Origin of the sequence: Pseudooceanicola atlanticus, assembly GCF_000768315.1 — a bacterium.
Taxonomy (GTDB): domain Bacteria; phylum Pseudomonadota; class Alphaproteobacteria; order Rhodobacterales; family Rhodobacteraceae; genus Pseudooceanicola; species Pseudooceanicola atlanticus.
Genome location: NZ_AQQX01000002.1, coordinates 237,044 through 249,976, shown reverse-complemented (window position 1 = coordinate 249,976; position 12,933 = coordinate 237,044). Strand labels below are relative to the sequence as shown.

Below are 12,933 nucleotides of genomic sequence, written 5' to 3'. Positions count from 1 at the left end.
ATTATTCACCACCCGAGGACCCACCGGTGAAATCGACCCCGGTCAGACCGGTCGGGGCGATGGCGGATTCGACATAGCCGCGATACACGACCTGGGCGTATTTTCCGTCTAGAATCATCGGGTTATCCTCGACGAAGCCGGTCACTTCAGTCACTGTGCGGCGATTTTTCCGCTCGCGACCTTGTGTAACAACCAGAGGCTGTGTTTCGCCCTTGGAGACGACCGCTTCGAGCCGGGTGGCGCTGATCCCGTGGGAGACGAGGTATCCGACCACCGCACGCGCCCGGGCCAGGCCGAGGCGCTGGTTGTAGGCGGCGGACCCGACCAGGTCGGTATGGCCGTAGACACGGAACCGGACCTCGGGGAACTGGCGGATGAAATTGGCCTGCTGGTTCAGCGTTGCCCGCGCCGCCGCATCGAGCTGCGACGAGTTGAAGGCGAAGTTAACGGTGCTGTCGACTTCGTTGGCGAACCGGTTGGCGAGATCCAGAACGTAGCGCTTTTCGCCGTTCTGGACGAGCGTGTTGTTCATCGTGGCGTTGCCGAAGGTGCCATCGCCCTGGAAGGTACCGGCCTCGTTCAGGAAGGACCGGCGGCTGTCCGTGGTGCAGGCGGACAGGGCCGTGGTGGCCAGCGCGCCGATGAGGATCAGGTGAGTTGTGCGAGCCATCCCGATCACTCCATCACGTAGCCATAGGAGCCCTTGAAGTCCTGCTTGGCGACTTCGCCCGCGGCCCCCTTGAGCTTGCGTTGATCTTTTTCGACCTTGCCGAACAGGAAAAGATCCTTTTCCGACGGGGGTTTGACCCGGTCGGTCGGCAGGGCCAGCGCCTCGCCCCGCGTGGGGGTCACAAGGTGCGCGGTCACGATGATGACCAGTTCGGATTGCTCACGCTGGTATTCGGCGGAGCGGAACAGCGCGCCCAGGATCGGGATGTCCCCGAGCCATGGCACCTGGCTTTTGGTGTCGCGGAAATCGTCCTGAAGCAGGCCCGCGATGGCAAAGCTGTCACCGTCGCGCATTTCCACCGTGGTGGAGGTTTCGCGGCGGGTGAAGGCGTCGATCCGGAAGGCGTTGAGTTCGAACCCGTTATTGGGGTCGATCGCCGACACGGCGGCCTGCAGTTCGAGGTTGATGAGGTCCTGGTCGACGACCCGCGGGATGAAGTTGAGCTCAACGCCGAAGGGTTTGAATTCGACCGTGACGGTGCCGCCATCCTGGGCGACGGGCACGGGATATTCGCCACCGGCGAGGAACTTGGCCTCCTGCCCCGACAGGGCGGTGAGGTTGGGTTCGGCCAGGGTGCGGACAACGCCCTTGGTTTCCAGCGCTTCCAGCAGGATGCCGACCTGCACCGCACCGGCGTTGAAGCCCAGCAGGGTCGCGCCGGAATTGGTGTTGGAGCCCGGAAGCGTGCCGCCGATGCCGGAGGTCTGGCTGCCGGAGTTGGAATAGCGCCCGGTGCCGGTGGAGATCCCCAGGCCACCGCCAAGCGCGGAGCCGTCGGCCGCCAGCGAGGCGGCGAGGTTCTTGGACACGGACCGCTGCATTTCGGCGAATCGGACCTTCAGCATCACCTGCTGGACGCCGCCCACGGACATCAGGTTGGACACCCGTTCCGGCGCGTAGCGTTCGGCAAGGTCCAGGGCGCGTTGCAACCGCTGGGAGGAGGACACGACGCCCGACAGGACGATCCCGTCATTGGCGGTGCGCACCTCGATCTTCTCGTTGGGCAGGATCTGGCGGAGCCGTTCCTTGAATTCCGAGATATCGGCGGACACGACCACGTCGACATTGGAGATCAGCCGCCCCTCTGCGTCGAGCAGGGTCAGCGTGGTGATCCCCGGCGCCTTGCCCAGAACGTAGATCGACCGGTCCGAGAGCGACGAGATGTCGGCGATCTGCGGGTTGGCGATGCTGAGTTCGGCAAAGGCCACGTCGCTTTCGACCACCACGGCGCGGTTGATCGACACCTTGAGCGATTGTTCTGAATTTCGGTTCACCACTGTCAGCCGCTCTGCCTGAGCGGGCACAGCCGTACTGCCAATGGCCAGGGTCAGCCCCAAAAGGGCGGCCCGTAGGAACGTGCAATTTTTCATGTGACCTGCCTCTCCGATCACGCCTCTGGTCGGGTCTTTTCGCCCGTCGTTCCTTTCATGATGGGGCAAAAGCCGATTTTTTGCAAGAATCAATGACTTTCGCGCCATTCCTGATGCAACAAAGCCGCAGAGCGAGGCTGCGGCTTTGTCGAATTCGCGATGTGGCAGGGGGTCAGTTGCAGGCGACCGGGGTCTCCACGACCTCTGCGCCGCGGCGGGTCCGGATGGTGCAGACGCGCTCTCTGGGTTCCTCGCGTTGCTGTTGAATTTCGGGCATTTCCGCCAGTCCCAGCAGGGAGCGCTGGTCGACCTCGATGGCCTCGGCGACGGTATCGTCGAAATTGCCCACGAGCGAGAGCGACAGGCTGCCCGTCGACTGTGCCTGGGCGAGGGAGGCGACCTGCTGCGGGTTGATTGCGACGGTGACGGTGCGGGCGATCATCGCCTCGCTGACATCGCCATTGGCCATCTGGTCGACCGCGACAAGCTTGATGCCGGTTTCGATCAGCTTGGTCACTTCGCCGGAGCGGTTGGCACCTTCGACACGGCCCGTCCAGTAGATGTCGACCTTGTCACCGGGGCGCAGGAAGCCCGACACGCCCGAGGACACGTCGACCTTGATCGCGAAGGCACGCATGCCCTTTTCGAGGCGCGAGGTGAGGCCGGCATCTTCGCCGGGCTTGGTGATCTTGACCTCCATGACGGCCTCGTTCGGCTCCATCATGCGCAGGACGTAGCGGGGGCGGGTGTCACCGGCGGGGAAGAGCTGGTCCTCTTCGAAGAACACGCCTTCGGGCATCGCGGCCGCGGGCCATTCGACGCGGCGGACGTCTTCCTTCTTCAGTTCCTCGCCATATTGAACCTGGCGGTTGGCCACGTAGACCATCTTTGTCGGGACCTTCTGCACCTGTCCCGCCTGGGACTGGGCCAGCATGGCCTGTTCATTCAGGAGGTTCTTGACCATGACGACGGCAAACCCGGCAAGGCCGAGACCGACGACAAGTACCAATCCGAATACAGCTCTCATATTGCGTTCCTTTCCAGCTCAGGGTCGGAAAGTTCCGGCCCCCACAAAGCCCCGGACTGTCGGCACGGGGCTACCACAAGCGTCAGATTAGAAGCGGATTGTGGCCAAATATTGGACAGTGTTGGGTTGTTCGGTGTCCCGTAGCGTCATGTTGAACCAGTCCAGTGAGGTGACTGTCGCATGAGGCGCGGGGCCGAACGGTGAACGCCGCGCCAGCGATGCGGGCACGGTTCGCGAGGTGCATGGCGCGGTGACGGGCCGGGTGGTCCTTACCGCTGGGATCCCATGAAGGATTCCGTGTTTCCGGCCAGACCGGTCGCGCCGTCGCTCATGGCATTGAACGTTGCCACGCAAAGCGCGATTCCCAGTGCGGTCAGAACGACCCAATCGACCGTAACGGCGCCGGCTTCGTCCCGGCGAAATGTCTTCACGACCTTCTTCATCCTGCTCTTCCCCAGAATCAGAGGGTTGATGGTCTTGCGACCCTTGAGACGCCGATTCTTCGGCCGTTCGGTTCCGTATGAAACCGAAAGGACCGCGCCCTTTGGGCAAGGGCACGGTCCATTTTCGTCAGCTTACGCCAAGCGCGAAACTTAGTTCGGGTTCTGGGAGCCCATGTAGGTCGAGACGTTGGACGTCAGGCCGCTTGCGCCGGTTTCGATGGAACCGTAGGCGGCAACGCCCAGGCCAACCACGGCTGCGGTCAGCACAACCCAGTCAACGGTCACGGCGCCAGCTTCGTCTTTGCGGAAGTTTTTGATGAACTTGATCATTTTGATGTCCCTCCAAAGGATCATGTAAGTGTTTCGATTGTCCGTTTCGGTATTCCGGTACCCTTTGGCTCTCTCTTTCCAGGGCACCACCTCGGCGGCACAACGCAATATAGCCAGCGGATTGGGGCAGCATTTGGGCGTGATTGGTTCGGAAATAAAGAAATGCGCAACGGAAACTGAAAAATTGTTAACGCCTTGACAGGGCTAGGAAAAGTTAACGATTTTTCTGTTCGGAAACGCGTTCCATGCGGTTTGTGGTGCGCAAATGTCACGCATTTTACCGGCAGGGTGGTCTGAATCACGGGATTCTGCGACACTTGCTGCAAAAGAGCAGACAAAAAACATCTTTTATAGAGACAGGCAATAGAAATGCGTCGACTTGCCAGACCCTTAGCCGTTGCCGGCTGCGTGTTGTGCCTGCATGGGCTGCCCGTTTCGGCCGAACCGCCGGCCTTTCAGGATTTCACCTTCAAGCGGGTCAAGCCGCCCAAGGCGTCGGCGGGCAAGCGGATCAATGTGCAGATCACCGAACCCCTGCCGGTGCCGAAGCCGCGCAAGAACGAGGCCGAGGTGACCCCGGCCGCCGCCGCGCCCCGCGGGGCGCTGGACTGGTTCTGGACCGAGATCTCACCCGACCTCACCGCGTCGAGCCCCGATCGGCTGGGCCCTGCGCTGGTTCACCTGGCCAATGGCCCTGCGGGCGCGCGGGTGCCGGAGCCGCGGCTCGACATGCTGTTGAAGATCACGGAGGCCTATGGCGCCGATATCCTCATGTCCTCGATCGACACGCGGGTATCGCCCGCGCTGGCCCTGGCGGTGATCGCGGTGGAATCGGCAGGCCGTGCGGATGCGCAGAGCGGCGCGGGCGCGCAGGGGCTGATGCAGCTGATGCCCGCGGCGGCGGAGCGGTTTGGCGTAAGTGACCGGCTGGACGCGGCGCAGAACATCCGGGGCGGCATCCGCTACCTCGACCGGTTGCTGCAGGATTTCGACAATGACCCGGTGCTGGCGCTGGCGGGCTACAATGCCGGCGAGAACGCGGTGCGCAAGCATGGCGGCGTGCCGCCTTACGCTGAGACCCGGGATTACGTGCCCAAGGTTCTTGCGGCGTTCAACGTCGCCCGGGGCCTGTGCCTGACGCCACCCGTGCTGGTGTCGGATGGCTGCGCGTTCCGCCAGCCCTGAGGGCAGGGTGGCCCCGTCGGGGCATCGAGCCCCGCCGCGCCCATGCCTTCGGCGAGGATATTTACTGGCCAGATGAAAGAGGGGCGGGGCGGCCGGAGGCCCGGCTGGCATTGTCGTGACAAGAAAAACGCCCCTGCAGGGTGCTGCGGGGGCGTTTGGCGTTCTTTTGGGGGCGGAGGATCAGACGATCGTTGCCTCGGTGGCGTCGCGCATCTGCTCCTCGGTGACGCCGTCGGCGAGTTCGACGATCTTCAGCCCGCCCTCGACCACGTCCAGCACGCCGAGATTGGTGATGATCCGGTCGACGACGCCCGTGCCGGTCAGCGGCAGGGTGCATTCCTTGAGCACCTTGGATTCACCGGCCTTGTTCTGGTGGTCCATCACGACGATGACCTTCTGCACGCCGGCGACGAGGTCCATCGCGCCGCCCATGCCCTTGACCAGCTTGCCGGGGATCATCCAGTTCGCGAGGTCGCCGTTCTCGGCCACTTCCATCGCGCCGAGGATCGCCGCGGCAATCTTGCCGCCACGGATCATCCCGAAGGATGTCGCGCTGTCGAAATAGGCGGTGCGGGGCAGTTCGGTGATCGTCTGCTTGCCCGCGTTGATCAGGTCCGGATCCTCGTCGCCCTCGAAGGGAAAGGGACCCATGCCCAGCATGCCGTTTTCGGATTGCAGGGTGATGTCCTTGTCGCCCACGTAGTTCGACACTAGCGTCGGGATGCCGATGCCGAGGTTCACATAGGTGCCGTCTTCAAGTTCCTGGGCCGCGCGTTCGGCCATCTGGTTACGATCCCAAGGCATTATGCGTCCTCCCTATTCATCATCTGGTCGCCGCGCGGGCATGAAAACCGGTTCCCACTTTTCATTGCGCGGCCTCCCGGGTGCGCACGGTGCGCTGTTCGATACGTTTTTCATGCTCACCCTGAATGATCCGGTGCACGTAGACGCCCGGCAGGTGGATGTGATCGGGGTCGAGCGACCCGGTCGGCACGATTTCCTCGACCTCGACCACGCAGACCTTGCCGCAGGTGGCGGCGGGCGGGTTGAAGTTGCGGGCGGCCTTGCGGAACACTAGGTTGCCGGTTTCATCCGCTTTCCAGGCCTTCACGATCGACAGGTCGGCGAACATGCCGGTTTCAAGGATGTAGGTTTCGCCGTGGAAATCCTTGTGCTCCTTGCCCTCGGCGATCTGGGTGCCGACGCCGGTCTTGGTGTAGAAGCCCGGGATGCCGGCGCCACCGGCGCGCATACGCTCGGCCAGCGTGCCCTGCGGGTTGAATTCGAGCTCGAGCTCGCCCGAGAGGTACTGGCGCATGAATTCCTTGTTCTCGCCCACGTAGGAAGAGATCATTTTCTTCACCTGCTTGGATTGCAGCAGGATACCGATGCCGAAATCGTCGACGCCCGCATTGTTGGATGCGAAGGTCAGGTCCTTGGTGCCGGCATCCTTGATCGCCTGCAGAAGCAGTTCAGGGATGCCACAGAGGCCGAAGCCGCCGGCGGCGATGAACATCCCGTCGAACAGAAGTCCGTCGAGCGCCTCGGCCGCGGATCCGTAGATCTTTTTCATGAAGTCCTCCTTGAAGATTGGCAATGTCTTGGCCGGGAGGGGGGCGAGAGTCAATCATCCGGGCGGGCCTTGCGGCCGGGGTTCCGCATGGTGGACCCGCTTTGCGCGATGCGGAGATATCGGCGCGCGCTCTGCCCAAGGTTCGGGCAGAGCGCAGATGGTCAGATGATGCGGACCTGGGTGCCGATCGGGGTGATCGCGAAGAGCTCTTCGATGGCGAAATTGTAGAGGCCGATACAGCCGTCGGAGCTTTGCCGGCCGATCTTGCGCGTGTCGTGGGTGCCGTGGATCAGGTAGGCGGGCCAGCTGAGATACATGGCATGGGTGCCCAGCGGATTGTCCGGGCCGGGAGGCATGTACTTGAGATCGGGGAAGCGTTCCATCATCGAGGCCGTGGGCGTCCAGTCGGGGCCGACCTTCTTGCGCACGACCTCGGTATAGCCACGCTTGGTCAGCTCGTCGCTGCGAGGCACGGAGGTGGGGTAGATGCGGTAATCGCTGCCGTCGCCGGACCAGTAATGCAGCGCGCGGGAGGTCGTGTCGGCCACGATGGCGCCCTTGCCGAGGCTGTCGAAATGGTCCTGCCAGTCCTGCCGGACAAAGCTGGAGACATTGCGGCGGACGCCGTCGACCGGCTGGTCGGTGGCGGCGTCGGGGGCGGGGGTTTCGGCATCCTGCGCGCGCAGCAGGCCGGGCGCGGCGAGGGCCAGCGCACCGCCCGCCACGAAGGCGCGGCGCGTGGGGTGGAGGATCTTGCGGTTCATGTCTCTGCCTCTCTCGTTATGCGGATCGGGTTTGGGTGTGACATTCCACAGCTGGCGGTCACGCCGCCAATAACATTCAGTTGATACGATATGTTCCATGGGGCACAGGCGGGTTTGCACCAGCTGTCCGCCCTGTGCGGGGCCGGTTTTCCCGCTACTTGATGCAGCCCGGCGGTCGCATCCCCGACCCGGCCGGTGACGAAAGGACCCCGGATGACCGATTTCAAGCTGCCCGACCTGATGACCCGAATCCTCGACACGCGGGACGTGTCGCCGGACCTGGGCTCGATGCTTGCCCAGCCCAAGCGTGCGCTTGGCGTGGCCGTTCCGCTGCGGCGCGATGACGGGTCGCTGGACGTCTATCCGGGCTGGCGGGTGCAGTTCGACACGACGCTGGGCCCGGCCAAGGGCGGCATCCGGTTCCATCCCGACGTGACGGCAGAGGAATGCACGCAGCTGGCCTTCTGGATGACCATCAAGTGCGCGCTGCTGAACCTGCCCTTCGGCGGCGGCAAGGGCGGCGTGCAGGTCGACCCCAAGACGCTGTCCCCGCTGGAGGTTGAGCGGCTGTCGCGCAATTACATCGGGGCGATCGCGGATATCATCGGGCCGGACATGGATATTCCGGCGCCGGACGTGAACACCGATGCGCGGATCATGGGGTGGATGGCCGATGAATACGGCACGATCAAGCGCAGCCACCAGCCCGCCTCGATCACCGGCAAGCCGGTCTGCCTGGGCGGGTCCGAGGGGCGCAGCCAGGCGACGGGGCGTGGCGCGCTCATCGTGCTGGATGCCTGGATGAAGCGGCAGGATCGCAAGCCGGAGGATGTGACGCTGGCGGTTCAGGGCTTTGGCAATGCCGGGGCGCATTTCGCCTGCCTGGCGCATGATGAGGGTTACAAGGTCGTGGCCGTTTCGGACAGCCGGGCGGCCATCCATTCGCAAGACGGTTTGGACCCGCAGAAACTGCTGGATTACAAGGAGCGCGAGAAGGAGCTTTCCGGCGCTCTCTATGCCGACAGTTCGGTCAAGGAACGCGATGGTGGCGAGGAGATCGAGCAATCCGAATTGCTGGGTCTGGATGTCGACGTGCTGGTCCTGGCGGCGATGGAGGATGCGGTGACCGGCGACAATGTCGGGGACATCAGGGCGCCGGTCGTGCTGGAGATCGCCAATGGCCCGGTTTCGGTCGAGGCGGACGAGGCGCTGGCCAAGGACGGCAAGACGGTTCTGCCCGACGTTCTGGCCAATGCGGGTGGCGTCACGGTCAGTTATTACGAATGGGTGCAGGGCCGGACCGGTGAACGCTGGAGCGAAAGGGTCGTAAACGAACGCCTGGCCGAGCGGATGCAGGATATCGCGGAGCGCTGTTTCGACCTGGCCGCCGAAGAGGACATCCCGATGCGGGAGGCCGCCTATTCGCTGGCCGTGGACCGGATCGCGGATGCAGTGCGCAGCCGGGGGGACCGGACCTACTTCGCGGGCTGAGGAACGAGCCGAGCAAGGGCGACGCGGATCACTCCGCGTCGTCGGCCTTTTTCGCGGTCGTCTTGGCAGCCGGTTTCTTGGCTGTCGTCTTTTTCGCCGTCGTTTTCTTGGCCGCCGTCTTTTTGGTGGCGGTCTTCTTGGCGGGGGCCTTTTTCTTGGCCGGAGCCTTCTTGCCGGACTTGGCGGCGCGTTCGGCGATCAGTTCGACGGCCTGGCCCAGGGTCAGCGCGTCGACCTCGACCGTGTCGGGGATGGTCGCGTTGATCTTGTCCCACTTCACGTAGGGGCCGTACTTGCCGTCATAGACATTGACCGGACCGCCCGCATCGGGGTGTTCGCCCAGTTCGCGGATCGGGGTGGCCGGCTGGCCACGACGCCCGCGAGAGGCGACCTTTTCCGCCAGCAGCTGCACGGCGCGGTTCATGCCCACGGTCCAGACCTCGTCGATGCCGTCGAGGTTGGCATTGGTGCCGCCCCGGTCCGACGTCGTGTCCGCGTGTTTAATGTAGGGACCATAGCGCCCGATATTCGCCCAGACATTCACCCCGTCCTCGGGATGGGTGCCGATCAGGCGGGGCAGGGTCAGCAACATGACGCCCTGTTCCAGCGTCAGATCCTCTGGCACCCAATCCTTGGGCACCGACTGGCGCGGGGGCTTCTTGTTCTCTTCGGTGACGGGGCCGCGCTGGACGTAGGGCCCGAACCGGCCCTTGAACACGCGGATCTCGTCGCCCTCGTCCTCGCCCAGCAGCTTGCCCTCGGGGGGGATGGCGCTGGCTTCGGCTTCCGGGTCGGGGGGACCGAAGGGACGAGTGTAGCGGCATTCGGGGTAGTTGGAGCAGCCGATGAAGGCGCCGCCCGACCGGGCAGTGCGCATGGACAGCCGACCCTCGCCGCAATTCGGGCAGATCCGGGGATCGGTGCCTTCCTCGTTCGGCGGGAAGAGGTGCGGTTCCAGCACCTCGTTGATCTTTTCCAGGACCTCGGTGATCCGAAGCTCGGACGTTTCTGAAATCGCGGCCGAGAAATCGCGCCAGAAGCGGTTCAGCACGTCCTTGTAATCGCGGTCCCCGGCGGACACGTCGTCAAGTTCGCCTTCGAGGTCGGCGGTGAAATCGTATTCGACGTAGCGGCGGAAATAGTTTTCCAGAAACGCGGTGACGAGCCGGCCCTTGTCCTCGGGGAAGAGACGGTTCTTGTCCTTGCGGACATAGCCCCGGTCCTGGATCGTCGTGACGATCGAGGCATAGGTGGAGGGCCGGCCGATGCCGAGCTCTTCCATCCGTTTTACCAGCGTGGCCTCGGTGTAGCGGGGCGGGGGCTGGGTGAAATGCTGTTCGGGCGTGATGGACCGCTTGTCCATCTTGTCGCCCTGCGAGATCTGCGGCAGGCGCTTGTCGTCGTCATCCACGACGTCGTCGCGGCCTTCCTCGTAGATCCGCAGGAAGCCGTCGAACAGCACGACCTGACCGGTGGCGCGCAGGCCGACCTGTTCGTCGCGGCTGGTGATGTCGACGGTGGTGCGTTCCAGCCGGGCGCTTTCCATCTGGCAGGCGAGCGTGCGTTTCCAGATCAGGTCATAGAGCTTTTTCTGGTCCGCCTCGGTCAGGCGCAGGCCGTCGGCATCGGCGGTCATGTCCGTGGGACGGATACATTCGTGCGCTTCCTGCGCGTTCTTGGCCTTGTTCTTGTAGACCCGAGCGGAGCCCGGCACGTATTCCTTGCCGAACCGGTCGCCGATGGCGGCGCGGCAGGCCTCGACCGCCTCGGGGGCCATGTCGATGCCGTCGGTCCTCATATAGGTGATGTGGCCCGCCTCGTAGAGACGCTGGGCGGCCTGCATGGTCTGGCGGGCACCCATGCCGAACTTGCGCGACGCCTCCTGCTGGAGGGTCGAGGTCATGAAGGGCGGAGACGGGTTGCGGGAGGCCGGCTTGGCCTCGACCGATTGCACCGTCAGATCGCGCGAGGTGATGGCCTGCACGGCCAGTTCCGCGGCGGTGCTGTCGGCGATGTCGTAGCGGTCGAGTTTCTTGCCGCCGAGAATCGTCAGGCGGGCCTCAAATTCCTGGCCGCGGGGCGTGGCGAGCAGCGCCTTGACCGACCAGTATTCACGGGCGCGGAAGGCCTCGATCTCCATCTCGCGCTCGACGATGAGGCGCAGGCAGACCGATTGCACGCGGCCAGCGGATTTCGCGCCGGGCAGCTTGCGCCACAGGACCGGGGACAGGTTGAAGCCGACGAGGTAATCGAGCGCCCGGCGCGCCAGGTAGGCTTCGACCAGGTCGCTGTCGACCTGCCGGGGGTTCTGCATCGCCTCGGTCACGGCGTTCTTGGTGATGGCGTTGAAGACCACGCGGCTGACCGGCGTGTCTTTCTTGATGGCCTTGCGGTTGCGCAGGGCCTCTTCCAGGTGCCAGCTGATCGCCTCGCCCTCGCGATCGGGGTCGGTGGCGAGGATCAGGGCGTTGTCGTCCTTCAGCGCGTCGGCGATTGCCTTGACGTGTTTCTTGCTGTCGGAGGCGACCTCCCATTTCATGTCGAATTCATGTTCGGGATCGACCGACCCGTCCTTCGGCGGCAGGTCGCGGACGTGGCCGTAGGAGGCGAGAACCGTGTAATCGGACCCCAGATACTTGTTGATTGTCTTGGCCTTGGCAGGGGATTCGACAACAACGACGGGCATGAAATGATCCTTTCAACTCTGGGCGAGCTATATGGCGGGCGAACATGTGGCCCGCAAGAGGGTAATGTCAATGGAGCGTCAGTCGGCCCTTTTTTCGCAAGGGCGGCGATGCGATCAGCCTTTTTCCCCGGCTTTCGAGAGCAATCCGCCGGCACTGCGGCGGATCCGGCCCAGCATTTCCAGCCGCGTGATTTCCGGCGTGACCCGGCCCGGATCGTGGCGCAGATCGCGGATCAGCTGGTCCTCGGCCAGCGGGGCAGGGCTGAGGCGGTTGAGGATTTCTGTGTGCAGCGCGGCGATGTCGCGCAGCGGGCGCTGGTTGGTCGGCGCGGGTGGCGGCAGGTCCAGCGCGGGCTGGGCGGGGGCGGTCAGTTCGGCGGGCAATGCGTCGATCACATCTGCGGCATCGCGCACCAGGACGGCGCCGTCCCGGATCAGCATGTTGCCACCGGCGGCGCGGGCATCGAAGGGATGACCGGGCACGGCCAGCACGTCGCGCCCCTGGTCGAGCGCGGCGCGGGCGGTGATGAGGCTGCCGGATTTTGCCGCGGCCTCTACCACCACGAGGGCCTGGGCGAGGCCGGAGATGATCCGGTTGCGGCGCGGGAAGTGGCGGGCCTGGGGTTGCAGGCCCATGGGCATTTCCGACAGCCGGGCGCCATGCACGATCAATTCGTCCGCCAACCCGGCATTTTCAGCCGGATAGAGCGCGTCGACACCCCCGGCCATGACCGCGATGGTGCCGGTATGGACGCTGGCGCGGTGCACGGCCGCGTCGATGCCGCGGGCCAGGCCCGACACGGTGACAAACCCCGCCTCGGACAGTTCCGCGGCGAGGTTGCGGGCCATGCGCAGCCCGAGGGAAGAGGCGTTCCGGGCCCCGACGAGGGCGATCATGGGGCGATGCAGCACTTCGAGCTGGCCCATCATCCAGAGCATCGGGGGCGGGTCGGGAATATCGAGCAGGGCTGCAGGGTAGTCCGGCTGCCCGATGCAGATCAGCCGCGCCCCGGTTTTGCGCGCGGCCTTGAGTTCGGCGATTGCGATCTCGGGCGGGCAGACCTGGTACTCTTTCACGCCGGCCTGTCGGGCGATATCCGGCAGTGCGTCGAGTGCCGCGTCGGCCGTGCCATGTTCGGAGAGGAGCCGGTAGAAGGTCGCGATGCCGACCCGTCGGGAGCGCAAGAGGCGAAGCCACGACAGCCGCTCATCTTCCGTGGTGGGTGGGAGTGGGGGGTGAGTGGAAGGATGTGTATCCACGACCGTCATGACTCCGCCTGCTTGCGGAATCAGGTATAGGAGCGCCCGGTTAATTAAGGATGAACAACTTGGTT

Annotated in this window: 12 protein-coding genes; 2 read left to right on the top strand and 10 right to left on the bottom strand. The window is 64.4% G+C overall.

Features of this window, described 5'->3' with window-relative positions; genetic code table 11:
* Position 1: 1 nt before the first annotated feature.
* From ATO9_RS05355 to ATO9_RS05340, 5 genes are all read right to left on the bottom strand, one after another.
* Positions 2 to 670: an OmpA family protein gene (locus tag ATO9_RS05355; RefSeq protein ID WP_043747365.1), complete on the bottom strand. Its 669-nt coding sequence runs from the start codon at positions 668 to 670 to the stop codon at positions 2 to 4.
* Positions 671 to 675: 5 nt separating this feature from the next.
* Complete coding sequence (locus ATO9_RS05350) at positions 676 to 2,100, bottom strand: type II and III secretion system protein family protein (protein ID WP_043746372.1); 1,425 nt, start codon at positions 2,098 to 2,100, stop codon at positions 676 to 678.
* 172 nt (positions 2,101 to 2,272) lie between these two features.
* Positions 2,273 to 3,127 (bottom strand): Flp pilus assembly protein CpaB, encoded by an 855-nt coding sequence (cpaB, locus tag ATO9_RS05345; protein WP_043746369.1) that lies wholly within the window; start codon positions 3,125 to 3,127, stop codon positions 2,273 to 2,275.
* Positions 3,128 to 3,396: 269 nt separating this feature from the next.
* Positions 3,397 to 3,570, bottom strand: coding sequence for a Flp family type IVb pilin (locus ATO9_RS24540; protein WP_202902110.1), 174 nt, complete (start codon positions 3,568 to 3,570; stop codon positions 3,397 to 3,399).
* 150 nt (positions 3,571 to 3,720) lie between these two features.
* Positions 3,721 to 3,900, bottom strand: a complete 180-nt coding sequence (locus ATO9_RS05340) for a hypothetical protein (RefSeq protein ID WP_043747364.1) — start codon at positions 3,898 to 3,900, stop codon at positions 3,721 to 3,723.
* A gap of 369 nt (positions 3,901 to 4,269) precedes the next feature.
* Here ATO9_RS05340 and ATO9_RS05335 point away from each other — a divergent pair, with 369 nt between their 5' ends.
* Positions 4,270 to 5,085: a lytic transglycosylase domain-containing protein gene (locus ATO9_RS05335; protein ID WP_043746366.1), complete on the top strand. Its 816-nt coding sequence runs from the start codon at positions 4,270 to 4,272 to the stop codon at positions 5,083 to 5,085.
* A gap of 180 nt (positions 5,086 to 5,265) precedes the next feature.
* Here the strand turns inward: ATO9_RS05335 and ATO9_RS05330 are convergent, their stop codons facing one another.
* From ATO9_RS05330 to ATO9_RS05320, 3 genes are all read right to left on the bottom strand, one after another.
* Entirely contained in the window at positions 5,266 to 5,889 is a 624-nt protein-coding gene (locus tag ATO9_RS05330) for a 3-oxoacid CoA-transferase subunit B (RefSeq protein WP_043746363.1), read from the bottom strand.
* 61 nt (positions 5,890 to 5,950) lie between these two features.
* Complete coding sequence (locus ATO9_RS05325) at positions 5,951 to 6,658, bottom strand: CoA transferase subunit A (RefSeq protein WP_043746359.1); 708 nt, start codon at positions 6,656 to 6,658, stop codon at positions 5,951 to 5,953.
* A gap of 161 nt (positions 6,659 to 6,819) precedes the next feature.
* On the bottom strand, positions 6,820 to 7,422 hold the full coding sequence (locus ATO9_RS05320; protein ID WP_043746356.1) for a L,D-transpeptidase: 603 nt from the start codon (positions 7,420 to 7,422) through the stop codon (positions 6,820 to 6,822).
* Positions 7,423 to 7,635: 213 nt separating this feature from the next.
* On the opposite strand from ATO9_RS05320, the gene ATO9_RS05315 reads away from it, so the two are divergent.
* Complete coding sequence (locus tag ATO9_RS05315) at positions 7,636 to 8,913, top strand: Glu/Leu/Phe/Val family dehydrogenase (protein WP_052418128.1); 1,278 nt, start codon at positions 7,636 to 7,638, stop codon at positions 8,911 to 8,913.
* A 28-nt stretch (positions 8,914 to 8,941) separates the two neighbouring features.
* Here ATO9_RS05315 and topA read toward each other — a convergent pair whose 3' ends face one another.
* Both topA and dprA read right to left on the bottom strand, forming a co-directional pair.
* Positions 8,942 to 11,599: a type I DNA topoisomerase gene (topA, locus tag ATO9_RS05310; RefSeq protein WP_043746353.1), complete on the bottom strand. Its 2,658-nt coding sequence runs from the start codon at positions 11,597 to 11,599 to the stop codon at positions 8,942 to 8,944.
* A 114-nt stretch (positions 11,600 to 11,713) separates the two neighbouring features.
* Complete coding sequence (gene dprA, locus ATO9_RS05305; RefSeq protein ID WP_081979457.1) at positions 11,714 to 12,868, bottom strand: DNA-processing protein DprA; 1,155 nt, start codon at positions 12,866 to 12,868, stop codon at positions 11,714 to 11,716.
* Between the last annotated feature and the right edge of the window lie 65 nt (positions 12,869 to 12,933).